Origin of the sequence: Brevundimonas sp. (assembly GCF_035626975.1) — a bacterium.
GTDB lineage: Bacteria > Pseudomonadota > Alphaproteobacteria > Caulobacterales > Caulobacteraceae > Brevundimonas.
Map to the genome: position 1 here is coordinate 69981 of NZ_DASPMQ010000018.1, position 16938 is coordinate 86918.

A 16938-nucleotide genomic window follows, 5' to 3' on the forward strand; every position below is an offset into this window, starting at 1 on the left:
GGGTCATGACAGACATGATGACCGGCCCGATGACGGGCCCGGCGGCGCTGGACCGCCTCGAAACCCTCTACAACGCCTCTGTGGCCAATCTCCGCGAGGCGGTGCGCACCTTCCTCGCCACCGGCGAGCGGCCCGATCCCGAGGCCCGCGCCCGCGGCCTGTTCACCTATCCCGAGCTCAGGGTCAGCTGGTTCGGCGAGCGGCCCGCCGTCCTGGCCACCCGCGCCTATGCCCGCATCTCGCGGCCCGGCGTCTATTCGACCACCATCACCCGCCCCGAGCTCTTCCGCCCCTATCTGACCGAACAGCTCGGCCTGCTCGAGGCTGACTACGGCGCGACCTTCGAGGTCGGGCCGTCGGACCAGGAGATCCCCTTCCCCTATGTGATGGACGGCTCGGACGTGGCGCTGGACCGCAGCCAGACCGCCGCCGTGGCCCGTCACTTCCCGACCACCGACCTGGCCCATATCGGCGATGAGATCTCGGACGGGATGTTCAACCCCGCCAACGATTTCCCGCTGGCCCAGTTCGACGGCCTGCGCACCGACTTCTCGCTGGCCCGGCTGCGCCACTACACCGGCACGCCGGTCGAGGACGTCCAGTCCTACATCCTGTTCACCAACTACAACCGCTACGTCGACGAGTTCGTGCGCTGGGCCTGCGCCCAGGTGGCCGATCCGGCCAGCCCGTACGACCGGCTGGTCTGCGCCGGTGGCGTGGTCATAACCGCCGATACGCCGAATCCGGGCGACGTGGTCATGGACGCCGCCTGGAAGAAGCACCAGATGCCGGCCTACCACCTGACCGCGCCGGGCTGGAACGGCATCACCCTGGTCAACATCGGCGTCGGCCCGTCCAACGCCAAGACCATCTGCGACCACCTGGCGGTGACCCGTCCCCACGCCTGGATGATGATCGGCCACTGCGGCGGGCTGCGCGACAGCCAGGTGATCGGCGACTATGTGCTGGCCCACGCCTATCTGCGCGACGACCACGTGCTCGACGCCGTGCTGCCGCCCGACATCCCGATCCCCTCGATCGCCGAGGTCCAGCGCGCCCTCTACGACGCGGCCAAGATGGTCTCCGGGGCTCCGGGCGAAGAGGTCAAGCGGCGCCTGCGCACCGGCACGGTGGTCACCACCGACGACCGCAATTGGGAGCTGCGCTACGCCAAATCGGCCCAGCGCTTCAACCAGAGCCGGGCCGTGGCCATCGACATGGAAAGCGCCACCATCGCCGCCCAGGGCTACCGCTTCCGCGTCCCCTACGGCACCCTGCTGTGCGTCTCGGACCGGCCCCTGCACGGCGAGATCAAGCTGCCGGGCCAGGCCAACCGCTTCTACGAGGGCTCGATCTCGGAGCACCTGCAGATCGGCATCCAGGCGGTCGACCTGCTCCGCGCCGAAGGCTCGCGCCTGCACTCGCGCAAGCTCCGCGCCTTCGACGAGCCGCCGTTCCGGTAGATCTAGCGCTTCAGCCGCTTCGCATTGGCTATCGCGGCGGCGTGGATCGGGGCCAGGGTCTCGGCCTGCAGCTTCAGCATCGTGGCCCCGAAGGCCCAGCCGTCGCTGACCGCGCGGCCCATGGCGGCCGCGACCCAGCCGCCCTGGGCCAGCGCGGCCTCGGCCGGGTTGCGGGCGGTCAGGACGGCGTTCAGCGCCCCTTGCGCCGCGGCGGTCTCGCGGGCGGCGGCGGCGGCGGTCGTGGCCGCCAGGCTCATCGCGCCGTTCAGGCCCGCGGTCGCCGAGGCGGTCAGGGCCTCGACCTTCTCCGACCCCATCAGGCTCATCTCGCGGATGTCGGCCCGCAGCGGGTCGCGCAGGCCGTCGGCGACGATCTCCAGCCGCCGGGCGATCACGTCGCCGGACGCCTGCAGCAGTTCTTGCCCGGCCCTGGCCGTGCGGGTCGCCTGATCGATCGGTGTCATGCGCCGACCGTGCGCGCCAATGGTGTTTACGGCAAGACCTCGGCGGTGAAGTCGGCCACGTCCCTGAGCAGCGCCGGAACCGCCGCGTCGATAATCTCCTGTCCCTTTTCCGGGCTGGCCTGGGCCGGGTCGGAGCCGATGCGGCCGTCGGGGAAGCGGGCGCGGTAGTCCAGCGCGTCGCGGATCGGCCCGACCGGCGCGATCTTCGGCGCATAGTCGGCGACCTTGATCCGGTCCGGATAGGCCGCCTGGGTCACCGCGATCTCGGACGGGGTGGCGTGCATGCCGTGGCCGGTCGGGAACATCCGGTTGCACAGGCTCATGACCCCCGGCAGGTCCCACCAGTTGCGCAGTTTCAGCGCGAACGGCGGCTGCTCTTCGGCGAACGACCAGTCGGCGTGGATCTCGGAGAAGGCGGCCTCGATGGAGGCGACGTTGCCGCCGTGGCCGTTGAGGAAATAGATCCGCTCGAAGCCGTGCCGGCCCAGCGACGAGACCCAGTCGGTGATCGCGGCCATGAAGGTCGAGGGCCGCAGGGAAATGGTGCCGGCGAAGGCCAGGTGGTGTTGGGCCATGCCGATGTTGAAGGTCGGGGCGACGACCAGCTGTTCGTCCTGCCGCTCGGCCGCGTGGGCGATGATCTCGGGGCACATCCAGTCGGTGCCGAGCAGGCCGGTCGGCCCGTGCTGCTCGTTCGAGCCGATCGGGACCACCACCGTTTTGACGGTCTTGAGGCGCGCGTCGATCTCGGGCCAGGACGACAGGTGAATCAGCATGGGGGACTCCGGTACGAACGGGGGCTGCCTAAACCCCCGGGCTCCCGTCGCCAAGCCTTGCGGCTTGCGTCGCCGCGCCTTCGCACCGAAGTACCGCTCATGAGCCTCGCCGCCCCGCCGTCTTCCGTCGATGTCGCCGTGATCGGGGCCGGAGCCGCCGGCATCGCCGCCGCCCGGGCGCTGGCCGGGACCGGCCTGTCGACGGTGGTGCTGGAGGCGCGCGACCGGATCGGCGGCCGCGCCCATACGATCGTCCGCGACGGCCATGCGCTCGACATGGGCTGCGGCTGGCTGCACTCCGCCGACGAGAATCCGCTGGCGAGGCTGGCGGAAGGCGCAGGCTTCACCCTCGACCGCACCCGGCCCCCCTGGGAGAGCCAGGCCTTCAATCACGAGATGTCGGCCGGGGAGCAGGCCGAATTCCGCGCCGCCTTCGCCGCCTTCGAGGACCGCGTCGCCGAGGCCGCCGCGCGCGGCGAGGAGGGCCCGGCCTCGATCCTGTTCGAGCCCGGCAACCGCTGGAATCCGCGCATCGACGCCATCTCCGGCGCCCTGAACGGGGCCCGTTTCGCCGAGGTCTCGATCCGCGACTACGACGCCTATCGCGACACCGGGGTCAACTGGCGGGTGGCCGAGGGCTACGGCCGGCTGGTCGAGCGGCTCGGGGCCGGCGTCCCGCTCGTGACCGACTGTGCGGTCAGCCGGGTCGACCGGTCCGGCCCGGTCCTGCGGCTCGAAACCGCGAAGGGCGGGGTCGAGGCCCGCGCGCTCATCCTCACCCTGCCCACCGACCTGATCGCGGCGGAGGCGGTGCGATTCGACCCGCCGCTGCCGGACCTGATGGAGGCCGCCGCCAGCCTGCCGCTCGGCCTCGCCTCCAAGCTGCACATGACCGTGACAGGGGCGGAGGACTTTCCGAAGGACAGCCAGCTGTGGGGCCGCGCCGACACGGCCGACACCGCCGGCTACCACCTGCGGCCGTTCGGCCGGCCGATGATCGAGGCCCGGTTCGGCGGCGACATCGCCCGCCAGCTCGAGGCCGACGGCGAGGCCGCCTTCTTCGCCTTCGCCTCGGACGAACTGGTCCACCTGCTCGGTTCGGACATGCGCAGGCGGATCGCGCCGGTCGCCGCCTCGATGTGGGGCGCCGACCCGTGGTCGCGCGGCGCCTATTCCCACGCCCTGCCGGGCCACGCCGGCGACCGCGCGCGGCTGAAGGCCCCGGTCGAGCGCCGCATCTTCATCGCCGGAGAGGCGACGTCGGAGGTGTTTTACGGCACCGCCCACGGGGCGTGGCTGGAGGGCGGACGGGCGGCGCAAGAGGTGCTGACGGCGCTGGAGGGGGCGGGTCCCGCCTGAGCCCGCGCGGGTGCGGGGCGGTGCTTGGCGGGCGGCGCGCCGCGTGTGAAGGTCAGTCTGGACCTCCGCTCGCGCCCGGCAAGCGGCGCGTCTCCGGCGAACTGGGAAGGGGCGAGGCGGTGCGTGATCTCCTGAAATCGGCCTTCGGGGCCCTGGCGGCGATTCTGGCCCTTCTCGTCGCCGCTCCGGCGGCCGCCAGCCAGGCTCCCCCGGCGGCGGCCGGCGAGGGGGTGCTGGTCTATTCGGTGAGCACCCTCAGCATCTCGATGAACTTCACCTTCGAGTATCGGCGGATCGGCCTGCCGACCGGGGAAGCGGTTCAGGACCGGCCCCGGTTCATAGAGTGCCGATGCGTCGGCTTCTTCCGCGCACAGATGGCGAATCCCGACTATGCGGGCCGCGAGACCGGCAAGGTCTTCGTCACCCGCTTGCCGGCCGGCCGTTACGAGGTGTTCGACTTCGGCTTCGGCGGTTCGCTGGGGGGAATGGGCACGTCATGGTCGTCGCGCACCAGGTTCTCGATGCCGTTCACCATCAGGCCGGGCGAAGCGACCTACATCGGAAACTTCGCGAGGGCGCCGTCCCTGGGAACGCCTCTCGAACCGCAACTCGGGGCGGCCGGTTTCTTCGTCATATCCGACAAGTCGGAGCGGGACTTCCCGATCGCCCGCTCGCGTGAGCCTTCGCTGACCGATATCCGCAAGGAAATCACGGACGTCAGCCAATTCTCCCACGCGGCGCTCCGGACCAGCGAGCCTTAGGAGTCGCCCCGCCGCCGAGCGTCCGATAGGGATTGGCCGCCACGGTCGGGTCATCGCCCGGGTGGCGGCTCATCCAGCCTGATCGACGAAGCACCATGGCCAGACCTGCGACGCCGAAATCCCGCGCCGGCATGGCGAAGCCCGCGCCCAAACGCCCCGCCGTCATGACCGGGGCCGTGGTCCCCGTGCTCGGCTGGCCGCCGGACGAGGACCGGGTCGAGGCCATCTTCGAGCGGCTGTCGCGCGTCATGCCCGATCCGAAGACCGAGCTGAACTTCTCCAGCCCCTTCACCCTCGTGGTCGCCGTGGCCCTCTCGGCCCAGGCCACCGACGTCTCGGTCAACAAGGCCACCGACCGCCTGTTCGCCGTCGCCGACACGCCGGCGAAGATGCTGGCCCTGGGCGAGGACGGCCTGACCCCGTTCATCGCCTCGATCGGCCTCTATCGCGGCAAGGCGCGCAACGTCATCGCCCTGAGCCGCATCCTGCTCGAGCAGTACGGTGGCGAGGTCCCGCTGAACCGCGAGGCGCTGCAGTCCCTGCCCGGGGTCGGCCGCAAGACCGCCAGCGTGGTGCTCAACGAACTGGGGATCGAGGCCGCCATCGCCGTCGACACCCATGTGTTCCGCGTCTCGCACCGGCTGGGGCTGGCCAACGCCGCCACGCCCGACAAGGTCGAGGCCCAGTTGCACCAGGTCGTGCCGGAGGCGTGGCTGCCCAAGGCCCACCACTGGCTGATCCTGCACGGCCGCTACACCTGCACCGCCCGCAAGCCGAAATGCAGCGCCTGCGTGATCAGTGACCTGTGCCCCTCGCGGGCGGGACTGCAGGCGCTGGGCGAGGCGGCCTAGAGCCGCGCCTTCACCGCCTCCGCTAACCGCGCGCCGCCCTCCGGCGCCGAGCCGAGATAGAAGTCCGGCTCGATCAGTTCGGCCTCCATCAGCAGCCAGCCGCCGTCCGGCCCCTGCGCCATGTCGATGCGGGCGTAGAGCAGGTCCTCGTCGATGGCGGCGAGGGTCCGCTCGGCCAGGGCCAGCGCGCCGGCGGGCGGCCGGGGCAGGGCGGCGTACTGGCCGCCGAACTGCACCTGGATGCGGAACTCGCCGGCGACCGGCCGCTTGTTGACCACGTGGCTGAGCGCGCCGCCGAAGAACAGCAGGGAGGTCTCTCCTTCCGTCTCGATCGACGGCAGATAGGGCTGGATCATCGCCGGGCCGTCCGGCGCGTCGGCCAGCCGCTCGCCGCGCGACAGGCGCAGCGTCTTCCACGCCCCGCCCGAGACGCGCGGCTTGACGATGAGCACCTCCGAGCCGAACCGGTCGAAGGCAGCGTCGACGTCGGCCTGGCTGACGCCCTCGACCCAGACCGTCTCCGGGATGGCCACGTCCCGGTCGGCCAGCCGGCCGAGGTAGGCCTTGTCGGAATTCCACGCGATCACTTCGGCCGGGTTCAGCATCCGCACGTCCGCCGCGGCCCAGGTCTCGCAGGCCCGCATCCAGCGCGCGTGGTCGCGGTGATAGCCCCAGACGATCAGCGGCAGGACCAGCGGAAAGCCGGTCAGGCCGGACGCGTCCCCGACATGATCCGTCCACGGCGTCGGCTCGACGGCGACGCCGACGGTGGCCAGCGCTTCGGCCAGCCGCTCCAGCACGCCGGGCCACTGCCCCGCATAGGAGGCGTCGGCGGGGTCGGGGGTCAGGACGGCGATGCGGGTCATGGCCGCCCTATAGCGAAGCCTGTAAAACATATAAAGATGTCCTTATATGTTTTTTTGTAGCGCCACGGCCCGGGTTCGATAAACGCCGCCCCATGACCCAGCCCTCCTCTTCGGCCCCCCTCTATGACGTCTGCGCCGTCGGCAACGCCATCGTCGACGTCCTCGCCCCCTGCGACCCCGCCTTCCTCGAGGCGCAGGGCCTGACCGCCGGCTCGATGCAGCTGGTCGACGCGGACCGCAGCGCGGCCCTCTACGCCGCCATGGCCGCCGGCGTGGAGGCCTCGGGCGGGTCGGCCGGCAACACCGTCGCCGGCGTCGGTTCGTTCGGTGGCCGCGCGGCCTATATCGGCAAGGTGGCGGACGACACCCTGGGCGCCGTCTTCACCCACGACATCCGCGCCGCCGGCGTGCATTTCGAGACCCCGCCGCTGCGGGACGGCGCCGCCGCCGGCCTGGCCACCGGGGTCTGCATGATCAACGTCACGCCCGACGGCCAGCGCACCATGTGCACCTTCCTCGGCGCCGCCAACCAGCTGCGGGTCGCGGACATCGACGCCGACCTGATCGGGGCCTCGGCCATCGTCTATCTCGAGGGCTATCTGTTCGATCCGGCCCCGGCCCGCGCCGCCTTCGAGGCCGCCGCCGCCGCCGCCCACGCCGCCGGGCGCAAGGTCGCCATCACCCTGTCCGACAGTTTCGTGGTGCATCGCTGGCGGGCCGAGCTGCTGGCCTTCATCGCGGCCTCGGCCGACATCGTCCTGGCCAACGAGGCCGAACTGCACGCCCTGTTCGAGACCGGGGACTTCGACCACGCCGCCGCCCACCTCGGCCGCATCGTCGACATCGCCGCCGTCACGCGCGGGCCCAGGGGCTCGGTGGTGTTCGGCAAGGGCGGAGCGGAGCGGGTCGAGGTCGCCGCCGCGCCCGTCGACAAGGTCGTCGACACCACCGGCGCCGGCGACCAGTACGCCGCCGGCCTGCTGCTCGGCCTCGCCCGCGGCCTGTCGCTCGAGGACGCCGGCAAGCTCGGCTCCCTCGCCGCCGCCGAGGTCATCGCCCACTGGGGCCCGCGGCCGATGGCATCGCTGGAGACGCTGGCGAAGGATGCAGGGCTGGCGCTGGCCTGATCAGACCGGGGTTCCGGCGGTGGCCGAGAGGCGCAGGCCTTCGGACGCCTTCAGGATCGCGGCGTGCCGGGAAGCCTTTGGCGCGCCCCTGAGGCTCAGGGCCAGACGCTCGGCCTCGGCCCCGGGCACGCCGTCCCACGCCCGCATGTAGCAAAAACCCGGCACTTTCCGCCCGGTGACGTCGATGTCGCCGACGAAGCGGTTCGACGGTCGGGCGACGACAAAGGCCTGCCATTCCCCGGTGGATGTCTGGATGGCGACGAGATGGGCCACGGATCAGCGCGTCCGGATCGTCACATACAGCGCCCCGTCGCCGCCATGCTTGCGCGCCGCCGGCGCGAAGCCGGACACCACCCCGCGCAGGGCCGGGCCCTGCAGCCATTCGTGCACCGAGGCGCGGATCACGCCGCTGCCGCCGCGCCGGCCCTGGCCGGTGATGACCAGCACCGATCTGAAGCCCCGGGCCTGGGCCCCCATCAGGAAGGCGGTGAGGGCGTCCTGGGCCTGGAAACGGCCGTAGCCGTGCAGGTCGATCCTCGCCTCGATCGGATCGCGCTCGCGCGACAGGCGGCGCTGGCGGCGGGGCTCCAGCTCCTCGGGCAGGCCCCGCGGGCGGGCGGGCGATGATGCGGGCGGGGTCCAGGATGGCGCGACGCTCCGGGCCTTCACCAGGCCTTTCGGCAGCGGGGCGGCCGGCGGATCGACGACGGCGGCGCCCGGGATGACCCGCGCCGCCTTCTTCGGCCTGGCGGGTGTGACCGAGCCCGCGACCCGCGCCCAGATCCGGCGGTCCTCCGGGCTCAGGTCGTCGCGGCGGCTCATGTGGTGCCGGGGGCGTTCCCGTCGGCGTCCTCGTCCGAGCCGGGGTCCTGCGGCCCGGGCGTCTGGATCAGCAGGTCGCCCGGCTGGCAGTTCAGTTCGCGGCACAGGGCGTCCAGGGTGGTGAAGCGGATGGCCCGCGCCTTGCCGGTCTTCAGGATCGACAGATTGGCCAGGGTCACGCCGACGCGGTCGGCCAGCTCGGTCAGCGACATGCGCCGTTCGAGGAGGATGCGGTCGAGCTGTACGCGGATGGCCATCGGAACTCTCTATACCGGCGGGCGGCGGGACGAAAAGGCGGCGCCTTCTGATCGCGCGGCCGCTCCGGCGCGCGTCGGGTCGAGAAGACGGGGCCTTCTGATCGCGCGCCCACTCATATGGTCAGCTCGGATTCGTGACGCAGGCGCGCGCCCTCGCGGAAGACCTCGGCGATCACCACGATGATGACGACCGCGAAGGACGGGGTGATCAGGTCGAACAGGCTGGGCGCCTCCATGGCGCCGCGCACGAAGCGGGCGACCAGGAACTGGCCGGCCCAGACGCCGACGGTGACCGAGGCGAAGGCCCCGGCGATCTGGTGCAGGCGGCGCACGTTCAGCGGATGGAAGGGATCGCCCATGCGCAGCGTCGCGACGATGCCGATCAGCAGACGGAAGATCAGGGCGGAGATGGAGAGGTAGGCGAAGGCGGCGGTGGCGACCAGCAGCACATAGGCCCACGGCAGGGGGATCACGATGGCGTCGTCCCCGGTTCCGGCGGTCACCAGCGACCAGCCGAGCAGCTTGAGCGCCACCACGGCGGCGGGGACGAGGACGGCGCCGACGGTCAGGACCCAGAAGGCGACGGTGCAGGCGGTGCCCGCCACGCTGGAGATCGAGACCAGGCTCAGACGGGGCAGGGAAGGGGCGCGTATCCCGAGCGTCGGCGTCTTCGGGAATCGCATGCGGGCCTCGTTCAGGCCGGAAGTCCAGGCGCGAATGCCGCGCGGGGTCCGGCGAACCCACACGCGGTCTTATTCTTCGCGTTTGTCATACGGATCGTCAAAGCTCCGGTGAACCGAAAGGAAATCACAGGGCCTGGACGAGCGTGGCGACCAGCGCGGTCGGCAGGGCGGCGAGCAGGAAGGCGTTCAGGACGCCGTGGCCGACCTTTTCGATGAAGTAGGAAGCGTTCATGGTGTTCATTGTCGTTCTCTCTTGATCCTGAGTGAGGGATGTTTTCACCCCTCGTTCGTTGTACCGCTGCATCGATCTTGCCGGTTCGGCTCGGATCGGGGAACGTTGCGGCGTCCGTCCTTGGGTTAATAGATAGGGCGTGCGCGGCGGGAAGTCATGTTACATATCGTTTAACGATATTAAACTTTGGCAATGGATCGTTACAGGGCGCGTGATCGGCATGAAACTCAGACTTATCAAAGGGATGCGGCTGGTCGCGGCGACGCACAACCCGGGCAAGGTGCCCGAGATCGAGGCCCTGCTGGGCGGACATTACGACGTGGTCACCGCCGGGGCGCTGAATCTGCCCGAACCCGAGGAGACGGAGACCACCTTCGCCGGCAACGCCCTGCTCAAGGCGCGGCACGCCGCGGACCGATCCGGCGAGGTCGCCCTGGCCGACGATTCCGGCCTGTCGGTGGCGGCGCTCGGCGGGGCGCCGGGCATATTCTCCGCCCGCTGGGCCGGCCCGGACAAGGATTTCGCCCTGGCGATGCGCAAGGTCGAGGAACGGCTGGAGGAGGTCGGCGCCCCAGATGACGACTCTGGCCGCCGGGCCTGGTTCACCTCGGCCCTGGCGGTGGCCTGGCCGGACGGACCGGCGGTGGTCGTCGAGGGCCGGGTCGAGGGCCGGCTGACCTTTCCGCCGCGCGGGGACCGGGGGTTCGGCTACGACCCGATCTTCATCCCCGACGGCCATGACCGGACCTTCGGCGAACTGGACCCGAAGCTGAAGGATTCGATCAGCCACCGCGCCCGGGCGTTCGAGAAGCTGAAGGCGGCGCTGATGGAGGAGGGGTGAGAGGTCAGGGATGAGGGATGAGGGACTACCAGGCAGCGGTTCCCGGGTGGGAAGCGTCGGAGTCGCTTCACAACGATCGCAATCACCGCCCCTCATCCCTCATCCCTCATCCCTCATCCCTCGCCCCCCCACACCCCATGCCCCCTTCCCCCGGCTCCGACCTCGCCCTCTACCTCCACTGGCCGTACTGCGCCCGCATCTGCCCCTATTGCGACTTCAACGTCGTGCGCGACCGGGGGCGGGGGGAGGAGCAGGCGGCTCTGGTCGAGGCGATCCTGACCGATCTCGAGGCGCAGGCGGCCCTGACCGGTCCGCGCCGGCTGGCCTCGATCTTCTTCGGCGGCGGCACGCCCTCGCTGATGGCGCCCGGGGCGGTCGGGGCGGTGATCGAGCGGGCCCACGCCCTGTTCCCGCCGCGCGGACCGATCGAGATCACCCTCGAGGCCAATCCGACCGACGCCGAGGCCGGCCGGTTCGCCGCCCTCGCCGCCGCCGGGGTCAACCGGCTGTCGATGGGGGTGCAGGCGCTGGACGACGCGGCGCTGGCCTTCCTCGGCCGCAACCATTCCGCCGACGAGGCGCGCCGGGCCGTGGCCGTGGCGGGGCGGGCCTTCGACCGGCTGTCGATCGACCTGATCTACGCCCGCCCGGGCCAGACCGTGGAGACCTGGGCCGACGAACTGACCGAGGCGCTGGACCTCGGCTTCGAGCACGTCTCGCCCTACCAGCTGACCATAGAGCCCACGACCGCCTTCGGCCGGGCGGTGGCCCGCGGCGCCTGGACGCCCCCGGACGAGGACACGGCCGCCGCCCTCTACGAGACCACCCAGGCCGTGCTCGAGGGCGCCGCGTTCGAGGCCTATGAAGTGTCCAACCACGCCCGGGGCGTCGCCGCCCGGTCGGCGCACAATCTCCACGTCTGGCGCGGCGGCGACTATCTCGGCGTCGGCCCCGGCGCGCACGGGCGGCTGACCCTGGAGGGGGTGCGCACCGCCACCGTGGCCCATCGCGGCATCGCGGACTACGTCGCCGGGGTCGCCGCCGGCGCCCCCTGGGTCGAACGCCAGTCCCAGACCCCCGTCGAGGCCGCCGAGGAACAGGTCCTGCTCGGCCTGCGCACCGTCGAGGGCGTTCCGCTCGCCCGTCTCGCCGCCCTCGGCCTGACTCCCGAGGCGGCGCCGCTGGTCGACCTCCTCGCCGACGGCTTCCTGGTCCGCTCCGCCGACCGCGTCGCCGCCACCGACCGGGGACGCCCGGTGCTGGACGCGGTTCTGAAGGCCCTGCTGGCCTGAATCGCGCGCAGGGAGGAGACGGAACGGCCGTGACGCTGTGCTGACAATCCGCGAATCTATAGTCGGGTTCAAAGAAAAATAGCCGGCGATATCAACTATATCTCCCTTTCTCGATCCGATCTTCCGCCGCAGGAAGCGGGGGGCGCATACTAGCCTCCGGTCTTTGACAATCGAACCATGCAGCGGGCGGGCGAGGCCGGTCGCCGCGACGAACCTGTTCAGACCGTTCAGACGATTCAGACGATTCAGACCCTGTTTTTCGTCCGACCCCGACACCGCTCGACGATCGCCTCGCCCTTCCCGCCTTGAGCCCGCCGCTCCCCTCGGGCACGGTCCCGCCGATGCCCGATCCGTCCGTCTTTCCGCCGACCGCCCCCCCGCCGCGCCCCGTCGCGTCGGGCCTGTATCTGGTCGCCACGCCGATCGGGAACCTGCGCGACATGACGCTGCGGGCGCTGGACGTGCTGGCCGCCGCCGATCTGGTGCTGGCCGAGGACACGCGGGTGACCGGCAAGCTGCTGTCGGCCTACGGGCTGAAGGCGAAGCTGGAGCGGTGCGACGACCACGCCTCGGCCCGCGCCGCCGAACTGGCCGTCGAACGGCTGCGCGAGGGGGCGGTCGTGGCCCTGGTCTCTGACGCCGGCACGCCGCTGGTCAGCGATCCCGGCTTCGTCGTGGCGCGGGCGGTGATCGCCGAGGGCCTGCCGGTGCATCCGATCCCCGGCGCCTCCAGCCTGCTGGCCGCGCTGTGCATCGCCGGGCAGCCGGCCGACCGGGTGCTGTTCGCCGGCTTCCTGCCGCCGAAATCGGGGGCGCGGCGGGCGGCGCTGGAGGATCTGCGCACCGGTCGCCAGACGCTGGTCTTCTTCGAGAGCGGGCCGCGGCTGGCCGACAGCCTGGCCGACATGGCCGCGGTGCTGGGGCCCCGCCCGGCCGCGGTCGCCCGCGAGTTGACCAAGCTTTACGAGGAATGCATTCGCGGCCCGCTGCCCGACCTTGCCGCCGATCCGCGCTGCCAGGCGCCCAAGGGCGAGATCGTCATCGTCATCGGCCCCGGCGAGACCGAAACCGTCTCCGACGCGGACGCCGACGCGGCCCTGGCCGAGGCGATGACCCGGCTGCCGCCCGGCGAGGCGGCGGCGGAAGTGTCGAAGGCGCTCAACCTGCCGCGCAAGCCGCTCTACAGGCGGGCGCTGGAGCTGCAGGGCCGGTGACCCGCGCCGCGCCCCCGGCTCGCCTCAAGGCGCCGAGGGTCGTCGCGGCCAAGCGCGGCTGGCGGATGGCGCTGGGGGCCCTGTCCCACAGGGATGGCCATCGCTCTGAGTGGATCGCCGCGGCCCTGCTGATGAGCCGGGGCTATCAGCTGCTCGGATTTCGCCTCAAGACCCGGGCCGGCGAAATCGACATCCTGGCCCGGCGCGGCCGCACCCTGGCGGTGGTCGAGGTCAAGCGCCGGGCCACCCTGGACCTGGCCCTCGCCGCCCTGTCCGGAAAGCAGTATGATCGGCTGCTGGCCGCGGGCCGCGCGGTGTTGCGTCAAAGACCCAGCTTGGCCGGACATCTGCTCAGAATCGATATGGTGGCGCTGGCTCCGGGCCGGCTTCCGCGCCATCGTCGTGGCGTGGAGCCGTTCGGGAGGGGGCGGGCATGACGCGCGACGAGGCCGAGTTCTTGCTGATGGAGGCCGGCCAGGCCGACGACGGCGCGTTTCCGTTGCTGGAAGCCGCCATCGCCTGCGCCATCCACGACTACCCCTTCCGCGATCCGGAACCGGTGCGGACCCTGGCCCACAACGCGGCCCAGCGGCTGGCGGAACGCATCGGGAGCGAGGGACCGGACGAGGCCCTGGCGGAGACCATGGCCTCGGACCTGCGGCTGAACGGCGACCTGCTGAACTATGACCATCCCGGCAACACCGACGTGATCGACGTGGCCGAGCGCCGGCGCGGCCTGTCGGCGACGCTGGCCATCTTCTATCTCGACGCGGCCCGGCGGGCGGGGGTGCGGGCGCAGGGCGTCGACTTCCCCGGCCATTTTCTGCTGCGGGTCGAGACGCCCGACGGGCCGGTGGCGCTGGATCCGTTCAGCCAGGGCCGGCTGGTGCTGCCCTCGGAACTGACCCGGCGGGCGCTGCGGGCCGGGTTGACGCCGCACGTCGCCGACCGGCTCGACGTGCTGATGGCCCCGGTCAGCGACCGGCAGGCCCTGCTGCGCCTGCAGAACGTGCTGTTCAGCCGGGCCATCAACGCCCAGGACTTCGAGGGCGCCGAGCGTTCGGCCCTGCGCCGGGCCCTGCTCGATCCCGAAGATCACCGTCCGTGGCTCGACGTCGCCGCGGCCCGCGAAAAGCAGGGCGCCCTGGCCGGCGCGCTGGAGGCCCTGTCGCGGGCCCGGACGCTGGATGATCCGACCGAGGCCCACCGCCGGATGTCGGTCGACCGGGTGCGCCTGCAGCTGAACTAGGGTTGCGCGCCGCCCTCCCGCTGCCCATTAGCCAAGCTCCGATCGTTTGGAAGGACAGGGCATGCTGAGAGTCGCGATCCAGATGGACCCCATCGAGGCGGTCAACATCGAGTCCGACACCACCTTCCTGCAGGCCATGGAGGCCCAGAACCGGGGCTATCCGGTCTGGGTCTACGACTTCCGCACCCTGGCGCTCGAGGACGGACGGCTGTTCTGCCGGGCCTGGCCGGTGACCCTGCGCCGGACCGCCGGCGACCACGTCAGCTTCGGCGACGAAGTCCGGCTCGACCTCGCCGAAGATGTCGACGTCATCCTGATGCGCCAGGACCCGCCCTTCGACATGGCCTATGTCACGGCCACCTATCTGCTCGAGACGGTGCACCCCGGGACCTTGGTCGTTAACGATCCGGCCGAGGTCCGATCGGCGCCGGAGAAGCTGCTGGTCACCCGTTTCCCGGGTCTGCAGCCGCCGACCCTGATCAGTTCCGACCCGGTCGCCCTGATGGATTTCCACCGCCGGCACGGGGACGTGGTGCTGAAGCCGCTGCACGGCGCGGGCGGCTCGGGCGTGGTGCGGCTGAAGGCCGACGATCCCAATCTCGAGGCGCTGATCGAGATCCACGCCGTCGGCTCGCGAGATCCGCTGGTGATCCAGAAATTCATCCCCGCGGTGTCGAAGGGCGACAAGCGCATCCTGCTGGTCGACGGTGAGCCGGTCGGGGCCATCAACCGGGTGCCGGCCGAGGGCGCGGTGCGCTCCAACCTGCACGTCGGCGGCACCGCCGCGCCGGTCGAGCTGACCGCCCGCGACCGCGAGATCTGCGCCGCCATCGGCCCAACGCTGAGGGCGCGCGGCCTGATCTTCGTGGGCATCGACGTCATCGGCGACTGGCTGACCGAGATCAACGTCACCTCGCCGACCGGCGCCCAGCAGCTGAAACGCTTCACCGGCGTCGACGCGGCGGCGCTGATGTGGGACGTGATCGAGCGCAAGCGGGCGGTCCGCGCCGTCGCGTAACGCCGCTCTTGCAAACTGTTCGGGTTCATGGTTCGTTCTCCTCGCGGATTGCGGGAGGGGCCGATGGTGGCCAGCGTCGTCACGGTGGCGTTCGAAGGCGTGGACGCCCGGCGCGTGGACGTGCAGGTCCAGCAGCTGTCCAGCGACCAGCCGTCCTTCACCATCGTCGGCCTGGCCGACAAGGCGGTGGCCGAAAGCCGGGAACGGGTGCGCGGGGCCTTCGCCGGCATCGGCCTGGCCATGCCCTCCAGGCGGATCATCGCCAACCTGGCTCCGGCCGACCTGCCCAAGGAAGGCAGCCATTTCGACCTGCCGGTCGCCCTCGCCCTGCTGGCGTCGATGGGCGTCATTCCGGCCGACGCCCTGGCCGGCTGGGCGGCGGTCGGCGAACTGGGGCTGGACGGGCAGATCGCGCCGGTCGGCGGGACCCTGCCGGCGGCCGTGGCGGCCGACGCCATGGGGCTGGGCCTGATCTGTCCCGAAGCCAATGGCCCCGAGGCGGCCTGGGCCGGGGAGGTGGCGGTGCTGGCGCCGCGGTCGCTGATCGGGCTGGTCAATCATTTCAAGGGCGTGCAGGTGCTGCGCCGGCCCGAGCCGGGGGCGATGCGGTCCGGCGATCGGGTCCCCGACCTCAACGAGGTCAAGGGGCAGGAGAGCGCCAAACGGGCGCTGGAGATCGCGGCGGCCGGCGGCCACAACCTGCTGTTCGTCGGTCCGCCGGGCTCGGGCAAGTCGATGATGGCGGCGCGGCTGCCCGGCCTGCTGCCGCCGCTGACGCCGAAGGAGTTGCTGGAAACCTCGATGGTCTGGTCGGTGGCCGGGTTGATCGAGCGCGGGGCCCTGACCCGCGACCGGCCGTTCCGTTCGCCGCATCACTCGGCCTCGATGGCGGCCCTGACCGGCGGCGGGCTGCGCGCCAGGCCGGGCGAGGCCTCGCTGGCGCACAACGGCGTGCTCTTCCTCGACGAACTACCCGAGTACAGCGCCCAGGCGCTGGATTCCCTGCGCCAGCCGCTCGAAACCGGCGAGATCGTGGTGGCCCGGGCCAACGCCCACGTGCGCTATCCGGCCCGGTTCCAGCTGGTGGCGGCGATGAACCCGTGCCGCTGCGGCCTGGGCGGCGGCGGCAAGGGGGCGTGCGGCAAGGCTCCGCGCTGCCAGCGCGATTACCAGAACCGCATCTCCGGACCGATGTTCGATCGCATCGACCTGACGGTGGAGACGCCGCCGGTCACCGCCGCCGACATGGCCCTGCCGCCGCCCGCCGAGGGCACGGCCGAGGCCGCCTCCCGGGTCCAGGCCGCCCGCGCCATGCAGCAGGACCGCCTGCGCGCCGCCGGCATCGATCCGGAGACCTCGTATGATCAGGCGATCAACGCCCGGGCGTCGGGCGAGACTCTGGACCGCTTCGCCACCCCCGATGAATCTGGTCGCGCCCTGCTGATGCGTGCGGGCGAGGCCGGCGGCCTGACCGCCCGGGGCTGGACCCGGACGCTGCGGCTGGCCCGCACCATCGCCGATCTCGACGGCTGCGACGGGGTGCTGCGCCGGCACATCGCCGAGGCGCTGGTGCATCGCCGTTCAACGGTCGGCGCCCAGGCGGATTTCGACCGGCAGGCGGGCGCGAGCGAGGGACGGGCCGGCGCGCCCGCCTGGTGACCTC

At 71.5% G+C, this 16938-nt stretch carries 19 protein-coding genes; 12 read left to right on the forward strand and 7 right to left on the reverse strand.

The genetic code is table 11. The features are described from left to right. Window positions 1-5 precede the first annotated feature (5 nt). The gene (locus tag VEB62_RS04955; protein ID WP_324796189.1) at window positions 6-1463 is read left to right on the forward strand and encodes an AMP nucleosidase; all 1458 of its coding nucleotides are present in this window, start codon (window positions 6-8) and stop codon (window positions 1461-1463) included. A gap of 2 nt (window positions 1464-1465) precedes the next feature. On the opposite strand, the gene VEB62_RS04960 is transcribed toward VEB62_RS04955, so the two are convergent. Both VEB62_RS04960 and VEB62_RS04965 read right to left on the reverse strand, forming a co-directional pair. After that, window positions 1466-1927 (reverse strand): phasin family protein, encoded by a 462-nt coding sequence (locus VEB62_RS04960; RefSeq protein WP_324796191.1) that lies wholly within the window; start codon window positions 1925-1927, stop codon window positions 1466-1468. A gap of 26 nt (window positions 1928-1953) precedes the next feature. After that, window positions 1954-2703 (reverse strand): creatininase family protein, encoded by a 750-nt coding sequence (locus VEB62_RS04965; RefSeq protein ID WP_324796193.1) that lies wholly within the window; start codon window positions 2701-2703, stop codon window positions 1954-1956. 99 nt (window positions 2704-2802) lie between these two features. On the opposite strand from VEB62_RS04965, the gene VEB62_RS04970 reads away from it, so the two are divergent. The 3 genes from VEB62_RS04970 to nth all read left to right on the forward strand — a co-directional run bounded on the left by VEB62_RS04970 (window position 2803) and on the right by nth (window position 5674). Next, entirely contained in the window at window positions 2803-4062 is a 1260-nt protein-coding gene (locus tag VEB62_RS04970; protein WP_324796195.1) for a flavin monoamine oxidase family protein, read from the forward strand. Window positions 4063-4181: 119 nt separating this feature from the next. Further along, window positions 4182-4823: a hypothetical protein gene (locus VEB62_RS04975; RefSeq protein ID WP_324796197.1), complete on the forward strand. Its 642-nt coding sequence runs from the start codon at window positions 4182-4184 to the stop codon at window positions 4821-4823. A 95-nt stretch (window positions 4824-4918) separates the two neighbouring features. Continuing rightward, on the forward strand, window positions 4919-5674 hold the full coding sequence (nth, locus tag VEB62_RS04980; RefSeq protein ID WP_324796200.1) for an endonuclease III: 756 nt from the start codon (window positions 4919-4921) through the stop codon (window positions 5672-5674). On the opposite strand, the gene VEB62_RS04985 is transcribed toward nth, so the two are convergent. After that, a complete protein-coding gene (locus VEB62_RS04985; RefSeq protein WP_324796202.1) occupies window positions 5671-6540 on the reverse strand; it encodes an ATP-grasp domain-containing protein in 870 nt (289 codons plus the stop codon). The genes nth and VEB62_RS04985 overlap by 4 nt on opposite strands. A 92-nt stretch (window positions 6541-6632) precedes the next feature. On the opposite strand from VEB62_RS04985, the gene VEB62_RS04990 reads away from it, so the two are divergent. Beyond that, the gene (locus VEB62_RS04990) at window positions 6633-7667 is read left to right on the forward strand and encodes an adenosine kinase (protein WP_324796204.1); all 1035 of its coding nucleotides are present in this window, start codon (window positions 6633-6635) and stop codon (window positions 7665-7667) included. Here the strand turns inward: VEB62_RS04990 and VEB62_RS04995 are convergent, their stop codons facing one another. The 4 genes from VEB62_RS04995 to VEB62_RS05010 form a co-directional block, all read right to left on the reverse strand. Then, on the reverse strand, window positions 7668-7940 hold the full coding sequence (locus VEB62_RS04995) for a hypothetical protein (protein ID WP_324796207.1): 273 nt from the start codon (window positions 7938-7940) through the stop codon (window positions 7668-7670). A 3-nt stretch (window positions 7941-7943) separates the two neighbouring features. Beyond that, on the reverse strand, window positions 7944-8489 hold the full coding sequence (locus VEB62_RS05000; protein ID WP_324796211.1) for a Smr/MutS family protein: 546 nt from the start codon (window positions 8487-8489) through the stop codon (window positions 7944-7946). Continuing rightward, window positions 8486-8746: a helix-turn-helix domain-containing protein gene (locus tag VEB62_RS05005; RefSeq protein ID WP_324796215.1), complete on the reverse strand. Its 261-nt coding sequence runs from the start codon at window positions 8744-8746 to the stop codon at window positions 8486-8488. Before VEB62_RS05005 ends, VEB62_RS05000 begins: the two co-directional genes overlap by 4 nt. 113 nt (window positions 8747-8859) lie before the next feature. Further along, window positions 8860-9429 (reverse strand): DUF2975 domain-containing protein, encoded by a 570-nt coding sequence (locus VEB62_RS05010; RefSeq protein ID WP_324796217.1) that lies wholly within the window; start codon window positions 9427-9429, stop codon window positions 8860-8862. Window positions 9430-9881: 452 nt separating this feature from the next. On the opposite strand from VEB62_RS05010, the gene rdgB reads away from it, so the two are divergent. The 7 genes from rdgB to VEB62_RS05045 all read left to right on the forward strand — a co-directional run bounded on the left by rdgB (window position 9882) and on the right by VEB62_RS05045 (window position 16934). Continuing rightward, complete coding sequence (gene rdgB, locus VEB62_RS05015; protein ID WP_324796219.1) at window positions 9882-10502, forward strand: RdgB/HAM1 family non-canonical purine NTP pyrophosphatase; 621 nt, start codon at window positions 9882-9884, stop codon at window positions 10500-10502. Window positions 10503-10639: 137 nt separating this feature from the next. Further along, window positions 10640-11794, forward strand: a complete 1155-nt coding sequence (gene hemW / locus VEB62_RS05020) for a radical SAM family heme chaperone HemW (RefSeq protein ID WP_324796222.1) — start codon at window positions 10640-10642, stop codon at window positions 11792-11794. A gap of 341 nt (window positions 11795-12135) precedes the next feature. Next, the gene (gene rsmI / locus VEB62_RS05025) at window positions 12136-13008 is read left to right on the forward strand and encodes a 16S rRNA (cytidine(1402)-2'-O)-methyltransferase (RefSeq protein WP_324796225.1); all 873 of its coding nucleotides are present in this window, start codon (window positions 12136-12138) and stop codon (window positions 13006-13008) included. Beyond that, complete coding sequence (locus VEB62_RS05030) at window positions 13005-13445, forward strand: YraN family protein (RefSeq protein WP_414641982.1); 441 nt, start codon at window positions 13005-13007, stop codon at window positions 13443-13445. The genes rsmI and VEB62_RS05030 overlap by 4 nt, the downstream gene beginning before the upstream one ends. Continuing rightward, entirely contained in the window at window positions 13442-14257 is an 816-nt protein-coding gene (locus tag VEB62_RS05035; protein WP_324796227.1) for a SirB1 family protein, read from the forward strand. Before VEB62_RS05030 ends, VEB62_RS05035 begins: the two co-directional genes overlap by 4 nt. A gap of 61 nt (window positions 14258-14318) precedes the next feature. After that, the gene (gene gshB / locus VEB62_RS05040) at window positions 14319-15275 is read left to right on the forward strand and encodes a glutathione synthase (protein WP_324796230.1); all 957 of its coding nucleotides are present in this window, start codon (window positions 14319-14321) and stop codon (window positions 15273-15275) included. A gap of 63 nt (window positions 15276-15338) precedes the next feature. Then, entirely contained in the window at window positions 15339-16934 is a 1596-nt protein-coding gene (locus tag VEB62_RS05045) for a YifB family Mg chelatase-like AAA ATPase (protein ID WP_324796233.1), read from the forward strand. Window positions 16935-16938 lie beyond the last annotated feature (4 nt).